At 63.7% G+C, this 23160-nt stretch carries 23 protein-coding genes; 10 read left to right on the forward strand and 13 right to left on the reverse strand.

Going from position 1 to position 23160, the window contains the following annotated elements; translation table 11 throughout:
* Positions 1-75: 75 nt before the first annotated feature.
* Complete coding sequence (locus AC56QQ_RS10855; protein ID WP_497126966.1) at positions 76-1098, forward strand: zinc-dependent alcohol dehydrogenase family protein; 1023 nt, start codon at positions 76-78, stop codon at positions 1096-1098.
* 23 nt (positions 1099-1121) lie between these two features.
* Here the strand turns inward: AC56QQ_RS10855 and AC56QQ_RS10860 are convergent, their stop codons facing one another.
* Both AC56QQ_RS10860 and AC56QQ_RS10865 read right to left on the reverse strand, forming a co-directional pair.
* Positions 1122-1496, reverse strand: coding sequence for a hypothetical protein (locus tag AC56QQ_RS10860; RefSeq protein ID WP_497126968.1), 375 nt, complete (start codon positions 1494-1496; stop codon positions 1122-1124).
* A 52-nt stretch (positions 1497-1548) separates the two neighbouring features.
* The gene (locus AC56QQ_RS10865) at positions 1549-2250 is read right to left on the reverse strand and encodes an LssY C-terminal domain-containing protein (RefSeq protein WP_497126970.1); all 702 of its coding nucleotides are present in this window, start codon (positions 2248-2250) and stop codon (positions 1549-1551) included.
* A 110-nt stretch (positions 2251-2360) separates the two neighbouring features.
* Between AC56QQ_RS10865 and AC56QQ_RS10870 the strand changes: the two genes are divergently transcribed.
* The gene (locus AC56QQ_RS10870) at positions 2361-3071 is read left to right on the forward strand and encodes a gamma-glutamylcyclotransferase (protein ID WP_497126972.1); all 711 of its coding nucleotides are present in this window, start codon (positions 2361-2363) and stop codon (positions 3069-3071) included.
* Positions 3072-3077: 6 nt separating this feature from the next.
* Here the strand turns inward: AC56QQ_RS10870 and AC56QQ_RS10875 are convergent, their stop codons facing one another.
* From AC56QQ_RS10875 to AC56QQ_RS10885, 3 genes are all read right to left on the reverse strand, one after another.
* Positions 3078-3884 (reverse strand): extensin-like domain-containing protein, encoded by an 807-nt coding sequence (locus tag AC56QQ_RS10875; protein WP_489862762.1) that lies wholly within the window; start codon positions 3882-3884, stop codon positions 3078-3080.
* A 200-nt stretch (positions 3885-4084) separates the two neighbouring features.
* Entirely contained in the window at positions 4085-5110 is a 1026-nt protein-coding gene (locus tag AC56QQ_RS10880; RefSeq protein ID WP_497128932.1) for an extensin-like domain-containing protein, read from the reverse strand.
* Positions 5111-5296: 186 nt separating this feature from the next.
* Positions 5297-5722 carry a DUF3775 domain-containing protein gene (locus AC56QQ_RS10885; RefSeq protein ID WP_497103697.1) on the reverse strand — a complete coding sequence of 142 codons (426 nt, stop codon included), beginning with the start codon at positions 5720-5722 and terminating at the stop codon, positions 5297-5299.
* A 145-nt stretch (positions 5723-5867) separates the two neighbouring features.
* Here AC56QQ_RS10885 and AC56QQ_RS10890 point away from each other — a divergent pair, with 145 nt between their 5' ends.
* Positions 5868-6404: a tetratricopeptide repeat protein gene (locus tag AC56QQ_RS10890; RefSeq protein WP_497126974.1), complete on the forward strand. Its 537-nt coding sequence runs from the start codon at positions 5868-5870 to the stop codon at positions 6402-6404.
* A 282-nt stretch (positions 6405-6686) separates the two neighbouring features.
* Entirely contained in the window at positions 6687-7160 is a 474-nt protein-coding gene (gene greA / locus AC56QQ_RS10895; RefSeq protein WP_256754363.1) for a transcription elongation factor GreA, read from the forward strand.
* A 264-nt stretch (positions 7161-7424) separates the two neighbouring features.
* On the opposite strand, the gene waaC is transcribed toward greA, so the two are convergent.
* The 3 genes from waaC to rfaD are packed head-to-tail and all read right to left on the reverse strand — an operon-like array spanning position 7425 to position 10341.
* The gene (waaC, locus tag AC56QQ_RS10900; protein WP_497126976.1) at positions 7425-8414 is read right to left on the reverse strand and encodes a lipopolysaccharide heptosyltransferase I; all 990 of its coding nucleotides are present in this window, start codon (positions 8412-8414) and stop codon (positions 7425-7427) included.
* Positions 8411-9418, reverse strand: a complete 1008-nt coding sequence (waaF, locus tag AC56QQ_RS10905) for a lipopolysaccharide heptosyltransferase II (protein WP_497126978.1) — start codon at positions 9416-9418, stop codon at positions 8411-8413. The genes waaC and waaF overlap by 4 nt, the downstream gene beginning before the upstream one ends.
* On the reverse strand, positions 9391-10341 hold the full coding sequence (rfaD, locus tag AC56QQ_RS10910) for an ADP-glyceromanno-heptose 6-epimerase (protein WP_497126980.1): 951 nt from the start codon (positions 10339-10341) through the stop codon (positions 9391-9393). Before rfaD ends, waaF begins: the two co-directional genes overlap by 28 nt.
* 157 nt (positions 10342-10498) lie before the next feature.
* Between rfaD and AC56QQ_RS10915 the strand changes: the two genes are divergently transcribed.
* The 4 genes from AC56QQ_RS10915 (at position 10499) to gmhB (ending at position 13970) form a co-directional block, all read left to right on the forward strand.
* Positions 10499-11131, forward strand: a complete 633-nt coding sequence (locus AC56QQ_RS10915; RefSeq protein ID WP_497126982.1) for a LysE family translocator — start codon at positions 10499-10501, stop codon at positions 11129-11131.
* A 122-nt stretch (positions 11132-11253) separates the two neighbouring features.
* The gene (gene rfaE1 / locus AC56QQ_RS10920; protein WP_497126984.1) at positions 11254-12747 is read left to right on the forward strand and encodes a D-glycero-beta-D-manno-heptose-7-phosphate kinase; all 1494 of its coding nucleotides are present in this window, start codon (positions 11254-11256) and stop codon (positions 12745-12747) included.
* A 7-nt stretch (positions 12748-12754) separates the two neighbouring features.
* The gene (locus AC56QQ_RS10925) at positions 12755-13327 is read left to right on the forward strand and encodes a D-sedoheptulose-7-phosphate isomerase (protein ID WP_497126986.1); all 573 of its coding nucleotides are present in this window, start codon (positions 12755-12757) and stop codon (positions 13325-13327) included.
* Positions 13320-13970: a D-glycero-beta-D-manno-heptose 1,7-bisphosphate 7-phosphatase gene (gmhB, locus tag AC56QQ_RS10930; protein WP_497126988.1), complete on the forward strand. Its 651-nt coding sequence runs from the start codon at positions 13320-13322 to the stop codon at positions 13968-13970. The genes AC56QQ_RS10925 and gmhB overlap by 8 nt, the downstream gene beginning before the upstream one ends.
* A gap of 24 nt (positions 13971-13994) precedes the next feature.
* Here gmhB and AC56QQ_RS10935 read toward each other — a convergent pair whose 3' ends face one another.
* The gene (locus AC56QQ_RS10935) at positions 13995-14789 is read right to left on the reverse strand and encodes a glycosyltransferase family 2 protein (RefSeq protein ID WP_497126990.1); all 795 of its coding nucleotides are present in this window, start codon (positions 14787-14789) and stop codon (positions 13995-13997) included.
* Between the two features lie 240 nt (positions 14790-15029).
* The gene (locus AC56QQ_RS10940) at positions 15030-15509 is read right to left on the reverse strand and encodes an Lrp/AsnC family transcriptional regulator (protein WP_091579282.1); all 480 of its coding nucleotides are present in this window, start codon (positions 15507-15509) and stop codon (positions 15030-15032) included.
* 252 nt (positions 15510-15761) lie between these two features.
* Here AC56QQ_RS10940 and trxB point away from each other — a divergent pair, with 252 nt between their 5' ends.
* Entirely contained in the window at positions 15762-16736 is a 975-nt protein-coding gene (gene trxB / locus AC56QQ_RS10945; protein ID WP_497126992.1) for a thioredoxin-disulfide reductase, read from the forward strand.
* Between the two features lie 80 nt (positions 16737-16816).
* The gene (locus tag AC56QQ_RS10950) at positions 16817-17713 is read left to right on the forward strand and encodes a LysR family transcriptional regulator (protein ID WP_256754373.1); all 897 of its coding nucleotides are present in this window, start codon (positions 16817-16819) and stop codon (positions 17711-17713) included.
* Positions 17714-17880: 167 nt separating this feature from the next.
* Here AC56QQ_RS10950 and AC56QQ_RS10955 read toward each other — a convergent pair whose 3' ends face one another.
* The 3 genes from AC56QQ_RS10955 to AC56QQ_RS10965 form a co-directional block, all read right to left on the reverse strand.
* The gene (locus tag AC56QQ_RS10955) at positions 17881-18378 is read right to left on the reverse strand and encodes a methyltransferase family protein (protein WP_497126994.1); all 498 of its coding nucleotides are present in this window, start codon (positions 18376-18378) and stop codon (positions 17881-17883) included.
* Between the two features lie 827 nt (positions 18379-19205).
* A complete protein-coding gene (locus AC56QQ_RS10960) occupies positions 19206-21257 on the reverse strand; it encodes an elongation factor G (protein WP_497126996.1) in 2052 nt (683 codons plus the stop codon).
* 200 nt (positions 21258-21457) lie between these two features.
* On the reverse strand, positions 21458-22987 hold the full coding sequence (locus AC56QQ_RS10965) for a putative bifunctional diguanylate cyclase/phosphodiesterase (RefSeq protein ID WP_497126998.1): 1530 nt from the start codon (positions 22985-22987) through the stop codon (positions 21458-21460).
* Positions 22988-23160 lie beyond the last annotated feature (173 nt).

The raw sequence follows: 23160 nt of genomic DNA on the forward strand, positions 1-23160 counted from the left end.
CGGCATAGACGCCCTATTTTCCATAGCCGGAAGGCATAAATGTCTCGCGTGGCCATTAACGGAGCGCGGAACGAGATGAACACTGACATCAACAGATCCTGGCAGATGAGCGGCTTCGGCCTGTCCAGGCTGAGCCAGGTCAAGGGCAAGATCGCCGAGCCCGGGCCACACGAACTTCTGGTGCGGACGAAGGCCGTGTCGCTGAACTACAAGGACAAGATGATCGTCGAAGGCACGCTGATCCCCGACCTCGCCTTCCCCTTCGTCCCGACATCGGATGCGGTCGGCGAGGTGGTGGCCACCGGCAGTGCGGTCAGCCGCTTCCGGCGCGGGCAGCGTGTGCTTGGCCAGGTGATCGCCGACTGGCCGGATGGCGACGCGCCGCCTGTGCTGCACAAGCACACGCTTGGGTCCTCACTGTCGGGCATGCTCTCGGACCATGTTGTCTTCGGCGAGGACGCCGCGGTGCCGGCGCCGCCGTCGCTCAGCGATATCGAGGCCGCCACGCTGCCGATCGCGGCGCTGACCGCCTGGTTTGCGATGGCCGAGGCGACCAAACCGGTGCCGGGCCAGACCATCCTCATCCAGGGCACGGGTGGTGTGTCGCTGTTTGCGCTGCAGTTCGCCAAAGCCTTCGGTCTGCGCGCCATCGTCACCTCGAGCAGCGACGAGAAGCTCGAGCGGGCAAAAAAACTTGGCGCCTGGCAGGTGATCAACTACCGCACGCAGCCGGCATGGGACGAGGCGGCGCGTGAGCTGACGAATGGCACGGGTGTGAATCACGTGCTGGAAATGGTTGGCGGCGACAATGCGCGGCGATCGCTCAGCGCGCTCGCCGCCGACGGCCGGCTGTCGATCATCGGCCTGCTGGGCGCGATGGAACTCAGCTTTCCGATCCTGCCCTTCATGCGCAATCGCATCGTCGTGCAGGGCCTGTCGGTCGGCCATCGCCGCGCCTTCGAGCGGATGAACCTGGCGATCGAGGCGCTGGCGATCAAGCCGGTCATCGACAAGGTCTTTGGCTTCGATGAAGTGCCCCAGGCCTTCCAGCATCTGGAGAAAGGGCCATTCGGCAAGATCGTGATCGCCATGTCTTGAGGACGGCGGCGGTGAGGGGACCGTCAGGGGTCTGGCATTGCTCTGAAGGGCCCGAAAAAGCCCACGACCAGCGACAGCTTTCCCTCCTTGGAAATGCGGCAGATGTCCATGCTGTCGGCGCCGCGAAATCCATTTTCGCCTCTCTGCACCCAGCCAAAACGCAGGAAGTCGTGATGAAGATCGACCAGGGTCGTCCGTTCGAGCCAGAAGCCCGGACGGGTTTTCACGACCTGATCGATGTGACGGAGCAGCGCCTCGGCTCCGGAAACGTGCACTTTCGGATCGATGTAGGTGCCTTCAGCTTCGAATGAGGCGAACAGCAGCCGCTGGCGCTCTTCGGGCTCCGGGGCGAACCATGCCTTGCAGTAGCTATCCACCACGCTTTGCGCGTCGAACATCTGAACCCCCTTTGCAACCGCTTGACGTCGCAGTATGCGCGGCACGGCTAAGCTACTGTTTGAGCACGCCGACCACGGCCTTGCCATCGGTGAAATAGGGATCGCCGCCGCCGTTGCGGCCGGTCCTGGTGGCGCCGATGCCTTCCATGTCGCTGGTCGAGATCAGTTCGCCGGCGGCATCCAGGTCGTGCATCAGGAAATCGCGTTCGGCGTCGATGTCGGGGCCGATGTGATGGGTGATGGCGCCGGTGTCGTGGCTCAGCCCAACGCCGCGATCGAAGCTGGCCGAGCCCAGCCACAGCGGCCGGCCGTCGTCGCCGGTCGCGCTGGTCTGCCAGAAGCGGACATGATGACGCCGGTCGGCGCTGTCGCCGACCGGCTTTTCGAAGGCGAGATCCTGGGCGCGGCCCTCGAACAGCAGGCGGCTGACCGGCGCGTCGGGATAGGGGCGAGAGAACAGCACGCTTTCGCCGATATCGATCGCGGTCTTCAAGGTCACGGCATCGGCGGTGTCCCAGCCGGCGACGGCCAAGGCATGGACGACCTCCTTCTGGGTGCCGACAAGGCCGACATTGATCGGGTCGCCGGGAATGCCCTGCGGCGTGTGCGTCACCATCTCGAAGCGCTGGCTGCGAAAGCCGCGATCCTGGAATGTCCAGAATTCCGGCACGGCGAAATAGGCGAGCGCCAGATAGGCGGTGAGCAAGGCCGCCACCCAGATTGTAACGCGTCGCCGAAGGCTTCGTTGGCTCATGAAGGAGGCTCGATCCGTGCGGTATCTGTTGCCTGACCGGCCTTGGAAATCAATGGCCAGGGATGTCCAGCCGGTCTATCGTCTGCCATCGTTTTTGCATGGGGGCAGGAATGAAGCGGAAGCCGACAGACCTGAGATCGATGGCCTTGACCGCCGATCTTGTCGCGAGGGTCGAGCGTATCGAACCGGATCCCGGTCCCGAGCCTGGGACAGCCGAACATACCGACGCGGAGTTCGACAGCCTTGTCGAGCAACTCCTGTCGGAACACCGGCCTGAAGCGCTGTGGGTCTTTGCCTATGGCTCACTGATCTGGAATCCCGAATTCGTGCCAGTCGAGCAGCGCCCGGCTACGGCGCCAGGATGGCACCGCTCATTCTGCCTGAAGCTGACACGCTGGCGGGGAACCCGCGATTTGCCGGCCCTGATGCTGGCGCTCGATCGCGGCGGCAGCTGCAACGGCATCGTTTACCGTCTGCCGGCGGAAGACCATTTTGGGCAACTCGGCCGGCTGATGCGCCGCGAGATCGATGCCAACCCGCCAACCAACGTGCCGTGCTGGATCAAGGTCAAGACCAAGGAGGGGCCGCTACGTGCCTTGACTTTCGTCGCCGCGCCGGGCGGCAACGCCTATGCCGGGCGGTTGCCGTTGGAGCAGGTTGCGGACACGCTGGCGCGAGCCGCCGGACACTGGGGCTCCTCGGCGCAGTATCTGTTTCGGACCGTCAGCAAGCTGGAGGAAAGCGGTATCCGCGACAGGAATCTCTGGCGCATCCAGGATCTGGTGGCACGGCAAATCATCGCGTCCACTGGTGACGCCTGATCTTTCCTACCTGCAGGCGCGATAACCGTTCTTGCGGTTCTTGATGTCGAAATGGAAATGGTTGCGGTGGTCGTAGTTGTAGCCGGGGCCAAGCACCGTGGTGAAATACTGGCAGCCGTCGGCGCGCACATTGTTGAGGAAGCCACGGGTGCGGAAGGCAAACAGGCCGGGCTTGCGCACGTCGATGTCGTCGCCATTGTTGAGTTCGATGCTCATGACGTCGAGCGCATTGCCCTTGCCGTGCTCCGACAGCACGCCTTCGCCAGCGATGTTGCGGCAGGAGTAGCTGGAGCCCTGGTGGATGGTCCTGACGCCGGAGAAATAGCGCCAGCGGGCCGAGGGAACCAGTTCGTTCCTGGTCCAGCCGGCGAAGGTGGCGGCCATGTCGCAGGTCAAGGTGGCTGCGGGCTTCATCTGGATGTTGCCGATGGCGGAGACCTTAACGGGAAAGTCGATGCCGCACTGGCCTTCGTGGATCGGCGCGAGGTCGGTGTAGGCGACGTCGAGGCGCTTCAATTGCTGGCGACAGTCGATTTCGCTGGCCGGCATCTGCTCGACCGGCGACATCGGCTCATCCATGCGCGGATAGGCGGCCTGGGTCATGTAGGGATTGGAGGGAACAAGCTTCTGCATGCCAGTGTATTGCGGCACGGCAGCGGTCTGGGAGCCGACGTCGACGGCCGGCTGCAGCGACAGCACGCTGCCGGTGTTGCAGGCCGAAACGGCCGCGAGCGCAAGGCCGGCGGCCACCATCGCCGCAGGTTTCGATTGGCGCGCGGCGGCGGAAAACACGGCGCGAAATTTGCCGGCCATTGGCGGAATCCTATCCCCGAACCTGATCCCGATCAGGTTCTGCCTTTTGCCTGACCATGGTCTTTTGCGAAAACCGGTTCCCGCTTTTCGGGATCATGGTTCAGATGTCCGGCATTTTAACGATCAAGGGTAAAGGAAAGCTCTGCGGCCGCGTTCACGCCTGCGGCAGAAATGCGGCACGCGGTTTGCGCCAACCATGTTCACTGGCAGAACGTGCCGCCATGGCGGCGCGGCTCGAGATCGAGATGGAAATGCAGGGAATGATCGGCGTCGGCGCCCGGCCCCAGCACGGTCTTGAAGGGACCGCATGCAGCCTTGCGCACGGCGTTGAGGAATTTGCCTTCCTGCTCGGGCGGTGCCGGACCGACTTCGATCTTCTTGCCATCCGAAAGCGTGAAGCTGGCGATGTCGAGCGCGTTGCCAAAAGCATGCTCCGACGGTTTTCTGGTGCCATTGCGCGGCCGGCAGACAAAGGCCGATGCCTGGCCGATCGATTTCAGATCGGCACCGAATTCGGCTTTTGCCGCCGGTTGGATGACATCAGCGGCAAAGCGCGCCGCCGCCTCGGCCATCGGGCAATTGAGCTCGGTGCCGGGCGCGATGGCAATCGACTTGCCGAGTGTCTTCAGCACCAGGGGATAGGGGATCGAGCAGCCGATTTCAGGGTTGCTTTCCGCCTTGTGCTCCTCGAACTCGACGCCGAGCGTCTTCAGCCGCTCCCGGCAGGCGATTTCCTCCTGCGGCATCTTCTCGTCGGGCAGATCGGCCGAGCGCGGGTCGGGGAGCATCTTCTTGTCGCCCGCATCCGCCGGCTTTTGTGGCGGCTGCGGGGCGACGGCCGGCGGCGCAACCTCAGGCTCGGCAATGGCCGGCTTCGGCGTTGGCGTCGGCGCGATGGCTGGCGGCCCTGGCTCACCTTGGCTATCGGCCGTCGGTTCGGGAAGCGCCTGCTTTTTTTGACCGGACTTTTCTCCATTGGGCAGGTCCGGCGCGCCGGCGGTCTTGGGAACGTCCGTCTTCTGCACATCCTGCGTTGATGAATTGGCCTTTGCAGCATCCGTCGGGCGCGGTTCGGGCACGGGAATAGCGGCGGGCGATGCCACCGGTTCCTGTGTTTTCTGCTGTATCTGGTTCGGCGTGACCTGCTGGCTCCGCCGCGGTTTCGGCGAGTGCCGGCCCCGTGGTTTCAGGGGCTGGTCGACGCGCGTTGTCAGCGGCTGCTCCACCCGCGGTGTCAGTGGCTTGTGATACCTGTGACGATGTCTGGCGTCGGCCGGCACGACCAGCAGGGCCGTGACGGCCACGACCAGTGCAATCCTGAATGTTCGGGAAAAGACAAGCGACGCCATCGCCGTCAACGGCGCCAACGCCCGGAGGTTGCCTGCACCCCATCACGAACGGTAACCGCGCCGTTACGCGCCGATCGCTTCCAGCCCTTCCTCCAGCCAGTCGGCAAGCAGCGGCATGCCAAGCAGGTATTTCGCCGTGCGCTTGTTGGCGCGCTCACGCGCCGCTGCCAGGGCGTCGGTCCATTCGGAGGCGTCGTAGTCGCCGCGACCAACCCAGGCGAGCGCGACGAGCTCGGCTGCTTCATCGACATTGAGGTCGTTGATCAGCTCGCGCAACTCTTCCTCGGTGAGGTTTTCCGAACTTTCCTCGGCAAGGCCGTCATGGTGATGGTTGGCATGTGCCTCGCCATCGAGCTCGACCTCGTGTTCGGCACCATCGGCGTAGTCTTCGTTGACGCCGGCGCTGAGCGCCTTGGCCTTGAGGATGAACAGGCGCACGGTGTCAGGGCCGATCGAAAGCTCCCAGTCCTTTTCAAGCCGTTGCTGCACGGGTCTTCTCCGTCAGGTCGTTTGCCGGATGATAGCGAATTTGCAGCATCCGTCACCTCGTGTTCTCCCGGTCGCATTTTTTTCGGGATGAAACGCAAGCCACCCCGCGTTAGTGTTGCATTGTCACACCTTCCAGGAGGCTTCGATGCATAAAAGAATGCTCATCCAGGCGGCGAGCGCGATTGTCGCCCTGCAGTTTCTTGCTGTTCCCGTATTCGCCGCCGGCAGCGGCAGTGGCAGCGACCAGACCACCACCCAGTGCAAAAAGGGGGAAGTCTGGGACAAGAAGAAGCAGAAATGCGTGCCGCCCAAGGAAGGCATGCTGGACGACGACAGCATCTATGATGCCGGACATGCGCTGGCGATGGCCGGCCGCTATGACGAGGCGATCGCCGTGCTCAGCCTCGCCGCCAACAAGCAGGATCCGCGCATCCTCAACTATCTCGGCTATTCGCACCGCCATTCCGGCCGCGTTGCCGTTGGCCTCGGCTATTACGAGGAAGCGCTGCGGATCGATCCCAACTACACGCTGGTGCGCGAGTATCTCGGTGAAGCGCATCTGCAGATCGGCGACCTCGCCGGCGCCCGGCAGCAGTTGACGGAGATCGAGAAGCGGACCGGCAAGGGTTCGCGCGAATACGGCATGCTGGCTGAGCAGATCGACCATTTCATGAGGAGCTGATTCGGCTCCCGGTGCTCTCGATCCGGCCGCGATTGCTCGCGGCCGGATTTTTGTTGCCGGCCATCCGTGGTTCGCATCCGCCGTGACGGCATTTGCGAAAGCAGCGGACGATTTTTTCAAAACTCATTTTTTGGCGTGAAAAACCCGCGAAGATTGCTATATTGTGGAAAATTGCGGTGAAACGGTTCCGTTAGCCCGAGGCTGCCGGACCGTTTTCTTTTTGTACCCATCGACAAGGCTTTCCCCGAAACGCGGGGGTGGCGGCAGGAAAGGTCAGGCATCATGAACAAGGTCCCGATGACAGGCGAGGGGTTCGCGTCATTGAAGGAAGAACTGCGTTGGCGCCAGCAGGAAGAGCGGCCGCGCATCATCGAGGCGATCTCCGAAGCGCGCTCGCATGGCGACCTGTCCGAAAATGCCGAATACCATGCCGCCAAGGAGGCGCAGAGCCTCAATGAAGGCCGCGTCAACGAGCTCGAGGACTTCATCGCGCGGGCCGAGGTGATCGACGTCAGCAAGCTCAGCGGCGACAAGATCAAGTTCGGCGCCACCGTGGTTCTCGTCGACGAGGACACCGAGGAAAAGAAGACCTACCGGATTGTCGGCGACCAGGAAGCAGACGTGAAGTCAGGCCGCATCTCGATCTCCTCGCCGATCGCGCGGGCGCTCATCGGCAAGGAAGTCGGCGATGCCATCGAGGTCAATGCGCCTGGCGGTGCCAGGGGCTATGAGATCGTCCAGGTGCAGTTCATCTAAGGATTGCAAGGGGCAGGATTCGTTCCTGAATTGCGCCATTCCAATCCAGGGATAGCGCCGCCCCTCATCGCCCTGCCGGGCACTTCTCCCCGTACAATGACGGGGAGAAGGACGCCTTCACCGATGATTTCGCCAATTTTCAGCTTTGCAAACTAGGGGCCGACTTTGCGTTCAGCCACCTTCTCCCCGTCACTTTACGGGGAGAAGGTGCCGGCAGGCAGATGAGGGGCGGCGCTGGCCTTTCCGATTGAATTGATTGATAAATCAATTCTTGCCGGCATCAGCCTGATCAAGCGCCTCGCACTTCAGCAACCTCTCCGCTTCCGCCATCACTACCACTGGCGTCAAACGCTCACCGGGTGCGGCCAGAAGCGTCGAGGCGTATGGCCCGCGAGGGCCGGTGAGACCTGGTTCGGTCGCCAGGAACACCGCAACCGTCGGCAAGCCGAAGGCGCTGGCGAGGTGGGTCAACCCCGTGTCGGCGCCGATCACCAGCGCCGAGCGGCCGATGATCGCGGCGATGTCAGCCAGCGTTGATCTTGGCACCACAATCGTCTGTGGAACGGCTTTCGCGATCGCTTCGGCCACGGCCTTTTCACGCTCGTTCGACCATGTGGTGACCGGGGTCATCCCCCTTTCAATCAGCAGGCGGGCGGTTTCGATCCAGTCGCCGGCCGGCCATTTCTTGTCCTCGCGGCTGGTGCCGTGCAGCAGGAAAGCGGTCCTTCCGCTGATGCCGGCGATGTCGCCGGCCGGCGGTACAATGCCGGAGTCCAGCATCGACAGATCAGGCTGGTAGCCGAGCGCCAGCCCGAACAGCCGCCGCGTGCGTTCGATGGCGTGCAGGCCGCGCGGCACGGCGTAGCCGACGTCGTAGAACAAGGCGGCCGAAGGTTCACGGGCGCTTGACCTGTCGAATCCGGCAATGGGTGCGGCCGCTTGTCTTGCCACCAGCGCCGATTTCAGCAGGCCTTGCGCGTCGATGACCAGGTCATAGCGGCATTCGCGCAAGGTGCGGCGCAACAAAGCCGCCTCCCGCCAGGTACCGCCGCTGAACAGGGCCTTGCGCCAGCGCCTGATGGCGACCGTGTGGATCCTGCCGATCGCCGGGTGCAGGGCGACAATGCCGGCGAATGCCTCTTCGACACACCAGTCGAAGGACACGTCCGGCCGGTTCAGGCGGGCATCCTCGACGGCTGGAAAGGTGTGGATGACATCGCCCATCGACGACGTCTTGACGATCAGGACCTTCATGCCGCGGCCGGGAGTTCCAGCAGGCGTTCCGCCGCTGCCGCGACCTGCCCGACTTCAAGCGTCTTCAGGCAGTTGAGATGGCCGAGCGGGCAGACCTTCTGGTGGCAGGGGGAGCAGGACAGGCCGAGCCAGACCAGTTCGCGTTGCTCCGCCAACGGTGGCGTGTTTTCAGGCGAGGTCGAGCCGTAGACGGCAACGATCGGCGTGCCAACGGCGGCGGCGACGTGCATCAGCCCGCTGTCGTTGGACACCGCCAGCCTTGCCGCCGATATCAGGTCGATGGCGTCCTCCAGCCGCGTCTGGCCGGCGAGGTCGACGACGCCGGGGGCAAGGGCCGCGATCTCCGCCGTCACGTCGCGGTCGTTTTTCGAGCCGAACAGCGCGACCTTGAAGCCCTTGCCCATGAAGTCGCGGGCAAGGCCGGCATAGCTTTCGCTCGGCCAGCGCTTGGCCGGGCCGAACTCGGCACCAGGCATCAGTGCCATGAATTTCCGCGGCGCCAGCCCGAAACGGTCGAGCAAGGCGGCCTGGTTGTTCGCATCAACGGTTAGCCTGGGCGCCCGGAAACTGCCGCCCTGGGCGAGGCCGAAATAGGCCTGCGCGGTGCGTCGTTTGACGCTGTCGGGCAGCGGCACGATGTCGGTCAGCAGGCCGTAGCGCATTTCGCGCAAATTGCCGAAACGGCGCGGAATGCGGGCAAAGAACGGGATCAGCGCCGACTTCCAGCTTCCCGGCAGGACATAGGCCATGTCGTAGCGGCCGCGCAGCAGGCGGCCGAAGCGGCGGCGAATGGTGAATTCGAGCGCGCCGGGTTTCAGCGGGAAGTCGATCTGCTGGCGTATTTCGGGCATGCGCTTGACCAGCGGCGCGGCCCAGGCCGGCGCCAGCACATCGATCGCGGCGTTGGGATGAAGCTCTTTCAGCGCCGCGAACAGGCACTGCGCCATCACCATGTCGCCCACCCAGCGTGGGCCGATCACGAGGATCGTTGGGCTTTCAGCCATTCGACATAGTCTCTGACGCCGGTTTCCACTGTTCGAAATTGGCCATTGTAACCGGCCGCGCGCAAACGGGACATATCAGCTTGCGTAAAGCTCTGGTAGCTGCCCTTGAGGTGGTCGGGGAATTCGATGAACTCGATCTCGCCTTTGCCGAGGGTGTCGATGACCGTCTCGGCGATGGCGCGGAAGGGCTGGGCGCGGCCGGTGCCGCAGTTGAAGATGCCGCTCGATCCGCGTTTCCACAGCCACAGATTGACGTCGGCGACATCGCCGACATGGATGAAGTCGCGGCTTTGCTCGCCCGGGCCGAAGCCATCATAGGCGCCGAACAGTTTCGGGTTCTCGCCGCGCTGGACCTGGTTGAACAGATGGAAGGCGACCGAGGCCATGGCGCCCTTGTGCGCCTCGCGCGGGCCATAGACGTTGAAGTAGCGCAGGCCCGCGACCTGCGAATGATCGGTGTCGAAGACGGTGCGCCTGACATAGTCGTCGAACAGCTTCTTGGAATAGGCGTAGACATTGAGCGGCCGCTCGAGCGCCGGGTCCTCGCGAAACTCGGAACCGCCGCCATAGACGGAAGCGGAGGAGGCGTAGAGGAAGGGTACGCGCAACGCCTGGCAGGCGTGCAACAGCCGCTTCGAGAAGGCGTAATTCACCTCCATCATGAACTTGCCGTTCCATTCGGTGGTGGTCGAGCAGGCGCCCTGGTGGAAGACGGCCTCGATGCGGCCGAGTTCGCCGGTTTCGAACCGGGCCAGGAAATCGTCCTTGTCGAGATAGTCGGTGATGCTGAGATCAGCGAGATTGGCGATCTTGTGGCCGTCGGTGAGGTCATCGACGACCAGGATGTCGTCATGGCCTTCGGCATTGAGCGCGGCGACGATGTTTGAGCCGATCATGCCGGCGCCGCCCGTGACGATGATCATGAAGGCCTCTGGCTGCTTGCGATTCCGGTCCTTATAAGGGACGCCAGCCGGGCTGTCGACAAAGCCGGCGCGAACACGGGAGCCACCGCCACAGTGGCGCCGCAAAGCTTTCGCTCAGTCGGGACTTGCCGGCTCGGCCGATCGTGAGGGACAAAGAATGCCGTCGACCGAACTGCTCATCGCTTTTTTCGCCACCACGGCGATCTTCGCCTACATCCCCGGCCCGGCCATGCTCTACGCCGCCGCGCAGACGATGGCGCGTGGCCGCTGGTCCGGGCTGACGGCGGCACTCGGCATTCATCTCGGCGGCTATGTGCATGTCTTCGCGGCAGCCGCCGGCTTGTCCGTGCTGTTCCACGCCGTGCCGCCGCTCTACATGGCGGTCAAGCTGGTCGGCGCGCTCTATCTGATCTGGCTCGGCGTCTCGTTGTTCCGCAAGCGCGTGGAGGGCGATGCGACGCTGCCCGCGATCGAGCGGAAATCGGCCCGCCGCGCCTTTTTCGAGAGCATTACCGTCGAGGTGCTCAATCCCAAGACCGCGATCTTCTTCATGGCATTCCTGCCGCAATTCATCGATGCCTCGGCGGCGTTTCCGGTCTGGCTGCAGTTCGTCGTGCTCGGAACCATCGTCAATCTGATGTTCTCCTCGGCGGATGTCGTCTGCGTGTTCCTGGCGGGTGCCGTGATCGGCCGGCTGCGGCGTTCCAGCCGCGCACAGCGCCTGATGCAGCGGGCCGGCGGCGCGGTGCTGGTCGGGCTCGGCGTCCACGTCGCCTTGCAGAAGAGCTGACGCGGCGAGCCGCCGTTGCGCCGACTTGAATTGCGGTATATCGGCATCGCCATGAAACGACCGGTCCCGCCAACCGACCCGAAACATTCCAGAGACGGGTTTTCCAGCGCGTTGCAGATGACATGATCAAGCACAATCCGCCTTCGCCCGAACCCTTGCACCGCGCCATTGCGCGCTTCGGCGAGGTCACCGTCCTGGTGGTCGGTGACCTGATCCTCGACCGTTTCGTCAATGGCGTGATCGAGCGGATTTCACCGGAAGCGCCGATCCCGGTGCTGCACGGGCGCGGCGAAACCTCGGCCATGGGCGGCGCCGGCAATGTCGTGGCCAACATCATCTCGCTTGGGGCGCATGCCATTCCGGTGTCGGTGATCGGCACCGACACGGCCGGCGACAGCCTGATGCGGATGCTTGGCGAGCTTGGCGCCGACACGGCGGGCCTGGCGCAGGAGCGCGGCCGCATGACGTCGTCGAAGAGCCGGTTCAGCGCGCTCAACCAGCAGGTGCTGCGTTTCGACGAGGAGGAGATCAAGCCGCTCGGCGAAGCGGAGCGGGCAGGTCTGATCCGGCATTTCCGGGATGCACTCACGCGTGCCGACATCGTCATCCTGTCCGACTACGGCAAGGGCATCCTGCTCGACGGCGTCGCCGGCGAACTGATCGCCATCTGCCGAGCGGCGGGCAAGCCGGTGCTGGTCGATCCGAAAGGCCACGACTATGCGCGCTATGCAGGGGCAACCGCCATCACCCCCAATCGCAAGGAACTCGGCGAGGCCGTCGGCCATGCGCTGTTTGCCGACGACGAGATCGTGGCCGCGGCCCGCCAGTTGATCTCGGCGCACGGCTTCGACTTCGTCGTCGCGACACGCAGCGAAAAGGGCATGAGCGTGGTCGGCCCAACCGAAGCCCGCCACATCGCCACCCAGGCGCGTGAAGTGTTCGATGTCTCGGGCGCCGGCGACACGGTGATCGCGAGCTTCGCGCTGGCGCTGGCGGCGGGTGCCGATCCCGTCGCCGCGGCCTCGATCGCCAATGCCGCCGGCGGCGTCGTGGTGGGAAAACGCGGCACCGCGCGGCTGACAGTCGAGGAACTCACCGGCGCGCTGTTCCGCTCGCACGGACCGACCGCTCACAAGGATGCCATCCTCGATGCCACATCGGCCGCGCGCATGGTGGCGGCGTGGAAGGAAGAGGGCCTGAGCGTCGGCTTCACCAATGGCTGCTTCGACATCCTGCATGCCGGCCATGTCAGCCTGCTGCACGCGGCGCGCAGCCAGTGCGACCGGCTGGTGCTCGGCCTCAACAGCGATGCCTCGGTGCGACGGCTCAAAGGGCCGGGGCGGCCGGTCAACGACCAGCATGATCGCGCCTGTGTGCTTGCAGCCCTGGCGTCGGTCGATGCGGTCGTGGTGTTCGAGGAGGACACGCCGCTGGCACTGATCGAGGCGCTTCTGCCCGACATACTGGTCAAGGGCGCCGACTATACGATCGACACCGTGGTCGGCGCCGATGTGGTGCAGAAGGCCGGCGGGCGCGTCGTGCTGGTCGATCTCGTGGCCGGCAAGAGCACCACCGGCACAATCGGCAAATTGCGCGCCGGCGGCACCACGAACTGAGGTTTTCATGTCTGAACTGAACGATTATCTGGTCCGCTCGGCGGCTGCCATCAACGCCATGGTCGAGCGCGACCTGACCAGCGAGATGGAGCGGGCGGTGAGCGCCGTCGTGATGGCTCTTTCGTCGGGGAAAGCCTTCCTGATCTGTGGCAATGGCGGCTCGGCCAGCGATGCCATCCACATCGCCGGCGAACTGGTCGGCCGCTTCCTCAAGGAGCGCAAGGCCTACAATGTCATCGCGCTGCCGGCCAATGCCTCGGTGCTGACCGCCTGGGGCAATGACTATGGCTTCGACACCGTGTTTTCGCGCCAGGTCGAGGCACATGGCTCGGCGGGCGGGGTGTTGCTGGCGATCTCGACCAGCGGCAATTCGCCGAGCATCCTGGCCGCCGCCGAACAGGCGCGGATGATGGACATGACGGTGATCGGACTGACCGGCGACACCGGCGGCAAGCTCAAGCCACTGTGCGACATCCTGCTCAACGTGCCGTCGACCTCGACGCCGATCATCCAGCAAGGGCATCTGTGCCTCTATCACCATCTGTGCGAGGTGGTCGAAGCGCGCCTCAGCAATGGCTGACAGATTCGGGACGGCGCACCCGCTGACCGAGCCCGGTGTGTGGGTCGAGCGGATCGGCGACCGGGTTTTCCCGGGGCGCCTGCCAGCATTGTTCCTCGACCGCGACGGCACCATCAACGTCGACACCGACTACCCCAGCAATCCGGCCGAGATCGTGCTGCGCGACAATATCGTGCCAGCGATCGCAGCCGCCAACCGGGCCGGCATTCCGGTCGTCGTGGTGACCAACCAGTCCGGCATTGCGCGCGGCTATTTCGGCTGGAGTGTCTTCGCCGACGTGAACGGCCGCGTGCTCGAACTGTTGCGCGAGCAGGGCGTGTTCGTCGACATGGTGCTTGCCTGTGCCTACCACGAGGCGGGCGTTGGACCGCTCGCCCTTGCCGACCATCCGATGCGCAAGCCCAATCCGGGCATGCTGATCGAGGCGGCGAAGCGCCTCGACCTCGATCTGCGGCGATCCCTGATCGTCGGCGACAAGCTGGCCGACATGCAGGCAGGGCGGCGCGCCGGCCTTGCGCAAGGCTGGCTGGTCGACGGCGAGGCGGCGGTTCAGTCCGGCTTCGCCATCAGGTCGTTGCATGACAGCAGCGACCTCGGCGGCCTGCTTGCCGCCATCGAAACGCTCGTTCGGGCGCCGGAGTAACCGATCAGGACCCGGCCTGACGGCTCAAGCCGGATCGTTGCCTTGCGAAGCTTCATACAGTTTGGCCTCGGTGGCATAGGAATAAATCATCACCGACATCGAGTAGATGAAACCATGCCGGCCGCACAGGAAGTAGCGCTTGGCCAGATAGAACTTCAGGAAGTTGCCGAGCGGCGACAAGACCAGCCGTACAAGGCCCGGTTTCTTGCCCCTGTCGACCAGCGTCGCGACCTTGAGGCTGGAGTAGGCGTTGGCGCGGGCAAGGTCCTCCTCGACCGATATTTCGCGGCGATGCAGCAAGACACCGCTCTCGATCGTGCTGGTTTCTCCCAGCACGCCGAAGGATTCATGCACCCGCGCGTTGAGATCCATGGTGGCGCCTTCGCGGCGAAAAAGTCGCAGCAGCCTGTTGTGCAGCACCCAGCGATGCGCGTAGCCGTAACCCTTCAGCCAATCGCGGCGGCGGATGTACCATCCGCCCGTGCTGTCGCTCGCTGTCCGCGTCGCGGTGATGATTGACTGCCGCAGCCGGTCGTCGACACGCTCGTCCGGATCGATCGAAAGACACCAGGGCTGGGTGGCGTGGTCGAGCGCGAATTGCCTCTGACGAGGAAAACCCGGCCAGTCATTGTGCAGCAGCCTTATCGGGTAGCCCTTGGCGATGTAGCTCTGCACGCATTCGATGGTGCCGTCCGTCGAGCCGGAATCGACGATGATGATCTCGGCGCAGAAGTCGATGCTTTCCAGGCATGGGCCGATCATGTCGGCCTCGTTCACGCAGATGATAAGCGCCGAGACCGGGCTTGCAAATCGAGTCATGGTCCCCTTCCCATGGCGGATTGTCCGCGGAATTCACGCTGCTTGCGCCACCTGTTCCGACGCAATTCCGGACGGAAAACCGTTACACACTTTTCCTGAAATTGCTTCAGGAAACCAATCAGGCGGCAAGCCGGACAGCGCCATCCAGCCTTCTACATCAGCGTCTGTCGGATACCAACGCGGCGCCGGTGTGGCGAAACGCCGGAATTCACCGGCCCGCGCGCCGGCGTTCGACCGGTCTCAAGGCCGTTCGAATGAGACCAGCCCTTCGTCCTTGACCCGGCGGATGGTGAGCGCGGTGCGCACCGTGTCGACATTCGGGGTAGAAGTCAGTTCCTCGATGACGAACGTCTGGAAGGCGCCGAGGTCGCTTGCCACGCAATGCAGCAGGAAATCGGATTCACCCGACACCATCCAGGCGTCGCGCACGATCGGCCAGCCGCGCGTGCGCTCGGCAAAGGTGCGCAACTCGGCATCGGACTGATGATGCAGCCCGACCAGGCAGAAGGCGACCACGTCGAGGCCGAGCGCCGGCGCGTTGAGCAGCGCCCGGTAGCCGCGAATGATGCCGGTTTCCTCCAGTCGCTTGACGCGGCGCAGGCAGGGCGGCGCCGAAATGCCGACGCGGCTCGACAGTTCGACATTGGTCATGCGCCCATCGGCCTGGAGCTCGCGCAGGATCTTCCAGTCGATGGCGTCGAGGTCGGCCTTGAGCGGCATGAGGGTTCTCGAGAGGTCAGGGGCAACACGCAAGAATCTTGCGTGATTTTGTAATTAAACGACTTCGCTGTCCATTCCATCCCTGGCTCGGCATATTTCGGAGGATCAAAGCAGCGGACAGGGTGCGACAAAGCTTTCCGGGGACGAACGCCAACTTGCCTTGCTGGCGTCGTGGGCAGCACTTACATTACGCGCGATATCGACGAGTTTTCCATGCCGCAATTGCCGGCAGCCCTCCGCAGAGGCTTCCAGATGACCACCAAGCACGCGCCCGTTCTCATCATCGGTTCCGGTCCGGCCGGCTATACGGCGGCGGTCTACGCTGCGCGCGCCATGCTGAAGCCGATGCTGGTCGCCGGCCTGCAGCAGGGCGGCCAGCTGATGATCACCACCGATGTCGAGAACTATCCCGGTTTCGCCGACCCCATTCAGGGTCCCTGGCTGATGGAGCAGATGTTGAAGCAGGCCGAGCATGTCGGCACCGACATCATCAATGACATCATCACCGAGGTCGACCTCAACGTGCGGCCGTTCCGCGCCAAGGGCGATTCCGGCACCACCTACACCGCCGACGCACTGATCATCGCCACCGGTGCGCAAGCCAAATGGCTGGGCATTCCGACCGAGCAGACCTTCATGGGCTTCGGTGTCTCGGCCTGCGCCACCTGCGACGGCTTCTTCTATCGCGGCAAGGATGTCGCCGTGATCGGCGGCGGCAATTCGGCGGTGGAGGAAGCGCTGTATTTGTCGAACCTCGCCAGGAGCGTCACGGTCATCCATCGGCGCAGCGATTTCCGCGCCGAGCGCATCCTGCGCGAACGGCTGCTGAAGAAGGACAATGTCCGCGTCATCTGGGACACGGTTGTCGACGAGATCACCGGCCGCCCCGGCAAGGCGCCGCTGCCGCCCTCGGTCGAAGGGCTGAAGCTCAAGCATGCGGCGACCGGCGCCGAAACGCATCTCAAGGTCGACGGCGTGTTCGTGGCGATCGGCCACGCGCCGGCGGTCGAGCTGTTCGTCGGCAAGCTGAAGCAGAAGCCCAACGGCTATCTGTGGACGGCTCCGGATTCGACTCGCACCGACGTGCCCGGCGTGTTCGCGGCCGGCGACGTCACCGACGATGTCTACCGCCAGGCGGTGACGGCGGCGGGACTCGGCTGCATGGCCGCGCTCGAGGCGGAAAAGTATCTGGCCGGCATCGAGGTGCACCGCGAAGCGGCGGAGTAGAGGGTTCAGAAAACGGCTTAGAGACGCCGTGTAAAAGCCTGATTTTTCATTCAGACGCCAAAAGCAGAACGAGGGGTATCATGGCGTTGGATTGGGACAAGCTACGCGTGTTTCACGCAGCGGCGGAAGCGGGGTCGTTTACCCATGCGGCCGAGACTTTGCATTTGTCGCAATCGGCGATCTCGCGGCAGGTCAGCGCGCTCGAGCATGATGTTGGCGTTCCGCTGTTCAACCGCCATGCCCGGGGCCTGGTGCTGACCGAGCAGGGCGAAATGCTGTTCCGCACGGCGCACGACGTGCTGATGAAGCTCGAGACGATCAAGTCGCGGCTGACCGAGACCAAGGACCGCCCCTCGGGCGTGCTCAGGGTAACGACGACGGTCGGGCTGGGTGCTGGCTGGCTGACCGAGCGCGTGCAGGAATTCATCGAACTCTACCCTGAAATCAGCCTGCAGCTGATCCTCGCCAATGAGGAACTCGACCTCACCATGCGCCAGGCCGATTGCGCCATCCGGCTGCGCCAGCCGCAGCAGCCGGACCTCATCCAGCGCCGCCTGTTTACCGTGCATTTCCACCTCTACGCCGCCCCCTCCTATGTGGCCAAGTACGGCAAGCCGGCTTCGGTCGCCGAACTGAAGAACCATCGCATCGTCACTTTCGGCGTGCCGGTGCCGTCGCATCTGTCGGAGCTGAACTGGCTGGAGACGGTCGGCGATTTCGAAGGCGGGCAAAGGGTGCCGACGCTGCAGATCAACGACATATTGTCGATCAAGCGTGCCGTGCAGGGCGGAGCCGGCATCGCCATGCTGCCCGACTATGTGATCAACAAGGATTCCGGCCTGGTGCAGTTGCTGCCGGAGACCGAGGTGCCGTCCTTCGACACCTATTTCGCCTATCCCGACGCGATGAAGAACCAGGCCAAGCTGCATGTGTTCCGGGATTTCATCATTGCCAAGGCCAGAAGCTGGTCCTTCTGAGGCATGTCGATACGCAGGTGAGGCCGGCCTGCGAATGGCGGCCTCCTACGCTTCCGGTGCTCACGTACTTTAAGTACGCTCCGTTCCGGTTCTCGGAAGCCACCATTCTCGGCTCGGCATGATCTGAATCTCAACATGCCCTGGGCGGGCGCTGCTCACTCCTTGGCTCACCCCCGCCACGGCGTCAGGCGGGGCAGCCAGCCGGGCACGGCGCGGCGGTAGGTTTCGTATTCGGCGCCATAGCGGCTGGCGAGCGTCGGCTCCTCGTAGAGCCTGACGAAGGTGATCATGGCCGCCGCCGCAATGGCTGCATAGGCGGCAAGCGTCCAGCTCGCGAACAGCAGCGCCTGGCCGAGGATGATCGACAGCACCGCGACATACATCGGGTTGCGGACATGGCGGTAGATGCCGCCGATCACCAGCTTCTCGGTCGGCGCCACCGGCGCGGGCGTGCCCAGCCCCTCAAGCGCGAAGCGGGCGAAGGCGTGGAGCAGCACCGCTGTGGCGGCGACGATCAGCAGCCAGCCAATCGGGACAAGGCCCGGCAGCTTCGACCATGGCAGGCCCCAGCGATCGGTCAACAGCCAGGGTACCAGCCCGGCAACCACGCCGGGCGCCGCGATGAAGAAGGCCGCACTGCCGGCGATCGCCGAAAAAGTCCGCATTGGGGGCTTCCTCCCTGATTGCCTGAGAAATGAACGCCTGCTGCCCGATTCCACGTCATTGCGAAGTTTTGGCATTTTGGGGCAAAAACCGGTCGCGTTTCGCGATTCTGTAGTGATGATCGTCCTGTCCAGCGCTCCGTTTCGGGATTTTTGCTGGTCCTATTGGCCCCAGATATGGGTTAGACCACAGCCTGCATCTTTTTGCATGCGTGTGTTGCAAAATAGATGCTTGTTTCTTGGGCATGATGAGCACATATATAGATCATCTCTGGGGCGCGTTCTCCTCCCATTAGCGCCCTTGAGTGTTCCCCTCTGGAGGTTAGCCTTAACAGGCACTTCCAATCAAACTCAGCCGGATCTTCGTTGATCCGGCTTTTTTGTTGCCTGCGTCCCGTCGGCACCGCTGAAAAGTCCAACAGAATTGCCACGTAACAGTGACATGTAACCTCTGGTAACATGTCGCGGGCGCTCGTCGCGTGCTATGCACACCATAGGACGCGGTGTGGTTCGGACGGGAGATGGGGGCATCACTCGGACGGGCCCGGGCTCAGGCGGCTACCGCGTCCGAACCATTCTTCCGCCGAAGCTTGGCGGCACCAGGTGCGGCGGACCTGCCGTTTTTACCTCCCAAGAAAACGGTCCGCGATAAAACGACGTCCGGTTTCCGCTGGGCGTCGTTTTCATTTAAGGCACGCCGCGCTGAAACAGGTCCAGTCGACTCGCCTCAAGCTGTTGTTTTCATGCATCTCGTTGTCGCCGCGCATTTTGGGGCGGCGTGCGTTGCCCCTCGAACCGAAGTTCGAGGGGCACGCGGCGTGGCGACAGGGTCAGGCAGCTTTGCCGCTTGCGTTCATCGCCTCGTCGGCGAGGCGACCGGTAAGTTCCGCCATGTGATCGAAGGTGGCGCGGTAACTGGCGACGCCCGCTGTCGCCGAGCGCAATTCGATGATCAGGTCGCCGATCTCGGCTTGCGGCATGGTTGCCTCGACGACATCCCATCCGGGCCAGTCGGGCCGCGCGTCATAGCCAAGGATCTGGCCGCGCCGCTGCGGGATGAGCGCGATGATCTTCGAGGTTGCGTCGGATGGCGTGACGATCTCGACCTTCATCACCGGTTCCAGAAGCACCGGCGAGCAGGCGGCCATGCCTTCCTTCATCGCCAGCCTGGCCGCCATCTGGAAGGCCATGTCGGAGGAATCGACCGCGTGATAGGAGCCATCCGACAGGTTGACGGCGACATCGACCACCGGGAAGCCGAGCGGACCGGACTTCAGATAATCGCGCACGCCGGTTTCGACCGACTGGATATAGGTCTTCGGCACGACGCCGCCGGTGATGGTGTCGGTGAACTGGAAGCCGGAGCCGCGCGGCAACGGTTTGATCTCGATCACCACATCGCCGAATTGGCCATGGCCGCCGGACTGCTTCTTGTGGCGCCCACGCTGCTGTGCCGTTTTGCGGATCGTCTCGCGGTAGGGCACCGCCGGGGCGTGGCCTTCGACCGGAATCTGGTTCTTGCCTTCCAGCCGCTCGCGCACGACACGCAGATGCATCTCGCCATGGCCCGACAGCACGGTCTCGGCCGAGTCCTGGTTGTGGCGCAGACTGAGCGAAGGGTCTTCCTCTGCCAGCCGTTGGATGGCGGCAGACATCTTCACCTCATCCTTGCGCTCCTTGGGGCGCAGCGCGAAGGCGAAGACCGGTTGCGGCGGCTCGACATTGAACAGCTGTTTGGTGCCGCCCTTGGCCGAGGACAGTGTCTGGCCGGTCTTGACCTCGTCCAGCTTGCCGAGCGCCACCGTATCGCCAGTCTTGGCGGTGGTGAGCTTGGACTGGTCCTTGCCGAGCATCTTGTAGATGCCGGAGACCTTCGCCGTGTCGCCGTTAGGCAGCCAGAGTTCGGAACCGTCGACGACCTGGCCGGACAGGATGCGCGACACCGACAGCTTGCCGCCATGCGGTGTGTGGATGGTCTTCATCACCTGAACCACGGTGGCGGAGCCATCTGGTGCGCCGAGCCGCTTGCGGGTCGCCTCGATGTCGGGCGCGTCGTGGCGGATTGCCTTCAGGAGGCGCAGCACACCATTGCCCTTTTCGGCGGTGCCGATCAGCACCGGCGTCACCGCGCCTTCGCGCAGATCGGCGGCGAGGTCGTCGAAGATCGCATCCTTGGGTGGCTCGATTTCTTCGAGCAGCTGTTCCATCAGCTGGTCGTCATGGTCGGCCAGGGTTTCCAGCATGGAGAAGCGCGCTTCGAGCTCGCGCGCCTTGTCGTCGCCCGGTATCTGCGCAATTTCGCTCTCGGCATATTCGCGATAGATGTAGGCGCGCTCCAGCGCCAGATCGATCGAGCCGATGACGACGCCATCCTTGCGCAGCGGAATCTGGCGCAGCAGCAAGGGGACCGCACTTGCCGGCTGCAGCATCTTCAGCGTGTCGCGCACGCCTGATATCGCCTTGTCGACCTTGTTGAGGAACAGGATGCGCGGCACGCCGAGATCGTCGAGCTTGCGCATGATCAGTTGTAGCGCTGGGATCTTCTTTTCGTCGGCCTCGGCCACGACCACCGCGAGGTCGCATGCGGCCAGCACCGGCTCGGCCTCGAAGGAGAATTCGATCGAGCCGGGACAGTCGACGAAGGTGAGCTGCTCGCCCATGAATTCGGTGGTGGCGAAGGTCGCCTCGACGCTCATGGCGTGGGCGCGCGCCTCCGGCGAATGGTCTGAAACGGTGTTGCCCGAGGAAACCGGGTTCTGGCGGGGAATGGCGCCCGTGCGGGCCAATATGGCTTCGAGAAGTGTCGTCTTACCGCTTGCGAAGGGACCGACTATGGCAATGCATTTCGGTCCCGTGCGTCGTCCTCCGGCGCGAGTACCCATGACTGACCTCCACTCAGGCGTTTCCCTAGGGACCGACTGGCATTTCATGGTTCAGGCGGGGTCAATCGGTCCTGAGCGGCGGCCGGCCTGTTCGACCGTCGCGGGCGGGGTTCTTTTTGATTGCCTCCACCTGAAGGCATCGTCCCACTTGTTTGCCGGCAGGGCAAGAAAAATAGAACTTCGGCGCTGCGCCACGCGGCTCAGGCGCTCAGTGCGAACTGGTCGGTATTGGCTGTGCGCAAGGGACTGACCTTGTCGCGTGGCGCCGGCCTGTCGAAGAAATAGCCCTGGAAACGATTGCAGCCGGCGGCCCTGGCGAGCGCGAACTCTTCTTGCGTCTCGACGCCCTCGGCGACGATGGTGACATCCTGGATGCGCGCGATCTGGGCGAGCGCCGAAACGAAGATCTGCGCCACCTGGTCGTGGGCGAGGCTGCGGATATAGGAACGGTCGATCTTGATGCAGTCGATGGGCAAGGTCTTCAGGTAGTTGAAGCCGCAATGGCCGGTGCCGAAATCGTCGAGCGCGATGTGGAAGCCGAGACCGCGCAAGGCTTCGAGGCGCCGCAGGATTTCGGGCGTGGCGGCGGTCGCTACCGTCTCGGTGATCTCGATGACGAATTGCGTCGCGGAGCGGCCGGTTTCCTTCAGCACGCGGTCGCACATGGTGACGATCTCGTCGCGCTTCAGCTGTTCGCCGGAGACGTTGATCGAGATGCTGCGACCGGGGAAATGACCGATATCGGCGCAAGCCCGCTTGAACACCCATTCGCCGAGCATGTCGATCAGCGTCGAGCGCTCGGCGATCGGAATGAATTCGGCCGGCGAGATCAGGCCGCGCACCGGATGGCGCCAGCGGATCAGCCCTTCGAAGCCATAGGTGGAACCGTCCGGGTTGACGATCGGCTGGTAGTGCAGCTCGAGCTCGCCGAGATAGACCGCGGCGCGCAATTCCCGCTCGACCAGGCGGCGGTAGCGCTTGTCGGACAGCATCTCCTCGTCGAACACGGTGACGCGACCACGGCCCGCCGCCTTGCTTTCGTAAAGCGCCAGGTCGGCAACCAGCATCAGTTCCGTCGTGTTCGACGCATGTGTCGGCGCCAGCGCGACGCCGACGGAAATGGAGAGCGGAATGGTCCTGCCTTCATGGGATTTGCCGGCCCGCATGGCGTCTAGCAGTTGCCGCACATCCTTGTTGATGGCGATGAGATCGCTGTGCGGAATGATGACGCCGAATTCGTCGCCACCGAGCCGACCGACCATACCGCCGACAAAGATGCGCTCGGCGGTCTTGACGAGATGCGCCAGGGTGCGGTCGCCGAACTGATGCCCGAACGTGTCGTTGAGCTGCTTGAAATGGTCGAGGTCGATCAGCAGCAGGGCCGCATCGCGCCGATCGCGCATGGTGCCCAGGCTGTTGCCCAGCGCTTCGAGGAAATAGCGGCGGGTCATCGCCCCCGTCATCGCGTCCCTGGTCAGGAAATGATGCTTTTCGGCCTCGGCGGCGGCCGCGGATTTCAGGCTATGGACGACGCTGCTGCGCATGTACATCAGTGCCAGCAAGGCCAGGCTGGTGGCGAGAATCGAGACCATGAAGGCGCTGCCGGAAGACAGATTTTCCGACATCTCGACAGCGCCAAGCAACGCGGCGCCGATACTGATCAGAAGCAAGGACTGGATGCCACGGTAGATCCGGCCGCTATGGTCCCTGATCGTCGCCAATATGCTCATCGCATCGCCCCTTGCATCCGCCGGCAAAGGGCTAGTGGGCAGCCGTTAAAAAGCCCTTGCGGCAGCCACGCCTGGCCAGCGATTCGGCCATCCGGGCCGGCGATCCAACGTTCATGGTTAAGAAGCCTGGTGTGGAAACCGGCAGGGCTGTGGCGAAGGTCGATGGCAGTTGC

It is taken from the genome of Mesorhizobium sp. RCAM 05099, assembly GCF_059683685.1.